This window comes from Dietzia sp. CW19, assembly GCF_014145265.1.
Lineage (GTDB): Bacteria > Actinomycetota > Actinomycetes > Mycobacteriales > Mycobacteriaceae > Dietzia > Dietzia natronolimnaea.
Genome location: NZ_JAALEE010000174.1, coordinates 1 through 2,260, shown reverse-complemented (window position 1 = coordinate 2,260; position 2,260 = coordinate 1). Strand labels below are relative to the sequence as shown.

Below are 2,260 nucleotides of genomic sequence, written 5' to 3'. Positions count from 1 at the left end.
CCCCCGGTTCCCGCACCCGCCCCGGGCGGTGACGCCGCGACACTCGCGCCGGTGCCCGGCCCCCTCTACTGACGACACGATCTGCGAAAGGCCCCTCGATGACCGATCGACGCAACCCGGGACAGGGACCGCGGGTCCCCTCGGGGGCCCCTCGCGGCAGCCGGTCGGGTGACGGTCGGCCCCCCACCCGCTCCGGCAGGGTCCTCACCGCGGCGTCGACGGACCGGCGGTTCACGTGGATGCGCTCCGCCTTCGTGGTGATCATGGTGATCGCGCTGGTCAAGCTGCTGTGGGTACAGACGATCGGTGGCACCGAACTCGCGGCCCGGGCGGAGAGCCAACGGCAGGTCCACCAGGTGCTCCCCGCCACCCGTGGCGCGATCGTCGATGTGCACGGCGACCCGATCGCGTTCACCCGGGAAGCCCGTGATCTGTCCATCCAGCCACTGGTCGAGCAGCGCAACGCCGAGGCGCGCAGGGAACTGGACCGCACCAAACCCACCTGGGACCAGCTGGTCGACGAGATCGGCGACGAGTTCGAGTCCGTGCTCGGGGAGAAGGTGGACCGCGAGGAGATCGAGGCCAAGCTCACGTCCCAGGGTGGCTTCACCTACCTCGTCCGCAACGTCGACGTGACCCAGGCCAACGCGATCACCAGGAAGTTCCCCATGATCGGCGCGGAGCGTGTGGACATCCGCGAGTACCCGGGCGGAGCCCTCGCGGCCAACGTGGTGGGAGCCACGTCGAAGAGCGACGACGGCAAGCTCATCGGCCTGCAGGGCATCGAGGCGTCCTTCAACGACGAACTCGACGGCGAGGACGGCCGACAGACCTTCGACAGGGCCCAGGACGACACGGTGATCCCGGGGACGCTGCGGAACGTCTCGGCACCGCGTGACGGCGACACGATCCGTCTGACCCTGGACGCGGACCTGCAGTGGCACGTCCAGAAGGCGGTGCAGTCCGCCAAGGACTCCTCGGGTGCGCAGAGCGCGTCCGCGGTCGTGTTGGACGCCCGGACCGGCGAGGTCCGCGCGATGGCCAACGACAACACCTTCAACCCCGCGGTGGGGATCGGCGCCGAGCTCGAGCGCGGGGCCGACCTCGGTAACCCGGCGATCACCTCGCCGTTCGAGCCCGGGTCGGTGCAGAAGATCATCACCGCCGCCGCGGCGATCGAGGCCGGGCTGACCGATCCCGGGGAGGTCCACTCCGTCGACGGGAGCATCAGCATGGAGGGGGTGACCGTCTCCGATGCGTGGCAGCACGGTCCCACGCCGTACACGACCACGGGCATCTTCGGGAAGTCCTCCAACGTCGGGACCCTCATGCTGGCCCAGCGGGTCGGCAAGGAGCCGTACTCGGAGTACCTGGAGAAGTTCGGGTTGGGGCAGCGCTCCGGGATCGAACTCGCCGGTGAATCGGACGGGTTGGTGCCCGACCTGCAGAACTGGCAGGGCGGTACCTTCGCCAACCTGCCGATCGGCCAGGGGTTGTCCATGACGACCCTGCAGATGGCGGGCATCTATCAGACGATCGCCAACGACGGGGTCCGGGTGCCGCCCCGGATCGTCGCCGAGCGGGTGGACCCGGACGGTGAGACCCATGCGTCCGAGCGACCGGAGGGCGAGCGGGTGGTGAGTGAGCAGACCGCTCGCACGGTGCGCGACATGTTCCGCTCGGTGGTCCAGTCCGGGCCGGGAGCACAGGCGGGAACCGGCCCTCAGGCCGCGGTGGCCGGGTACCAGATCAGCGGTAAGACCGGCACGGCCCAGCAGATCGACCCGTCGTGTGCGTGCTACTCCAACTCCCGGTACTGGATCACCTTCTCCGGGATCCTGCCCGCCGACGATCCGCGGTACGTGATCTCGATCATGCTCGACGCCCCCCAGCGCGGCACCCTCGGGGCGTCCGCCGCGCCGCTGTTCCACGACATCGCCTCCTGGCTGGTCAACCGGGACAACATCCCGCCGTCCGCCCCCGCAGCCGACCTGATCCTGCAGGCGCAGTGACCCGCGACCGGCAAGGTAGCGTGTAGTGGGTTCACGGGGGGTCACGGACAACGAGAGGCGGGTCGAGGACAGGCTATGACGACAGCGGCACAGCTGGCGGACGCGGTGCGCGCCGGCCTCCTCGGCGACAGGGCGGCAGCCCACACGGAGCTCACCGGCGCCACCATCCGGGCCCAGGACGCGCTGCCCGGCACCCTCTTCGCGGCGCTGCCCGGAACCAGGATCCACGGCGCCTCGTTCTGTGCGAC

General features: G+C 70.2%; 1 protein-coding gene. It reads left to right on the top strand.

Features of this window, described 5'->3' with window-relative positions; genetic code table 11:
* Positions 1-98 precede the first annotated feature (98 nt).
* Positions 99-2,012 carry a penicillin-binding protein 2 gene (locus tag G6021_RS06110; protein ID WP_182609921.1) on the top strand — a complete coding sequence of 638 codons (1,914 nt, stop codon included), beginning with the start codon at positions 99-101 and terminating at the stop codon, positions 2,010-2,012.
* The last annotated feature ends 248 nt before the right edge of the window (positions 2,013-2,260 follow it).

Bases quoted from the DNA above. Each gene is read 5' to 3' on its own strand.
- G6021_RS06110 (WP_182609921.1), top strand. From the start codon at position 99: ATGACCGATCGACGCAACCCGGGACAGGGACCGCGGGTCCCCTCGGGG.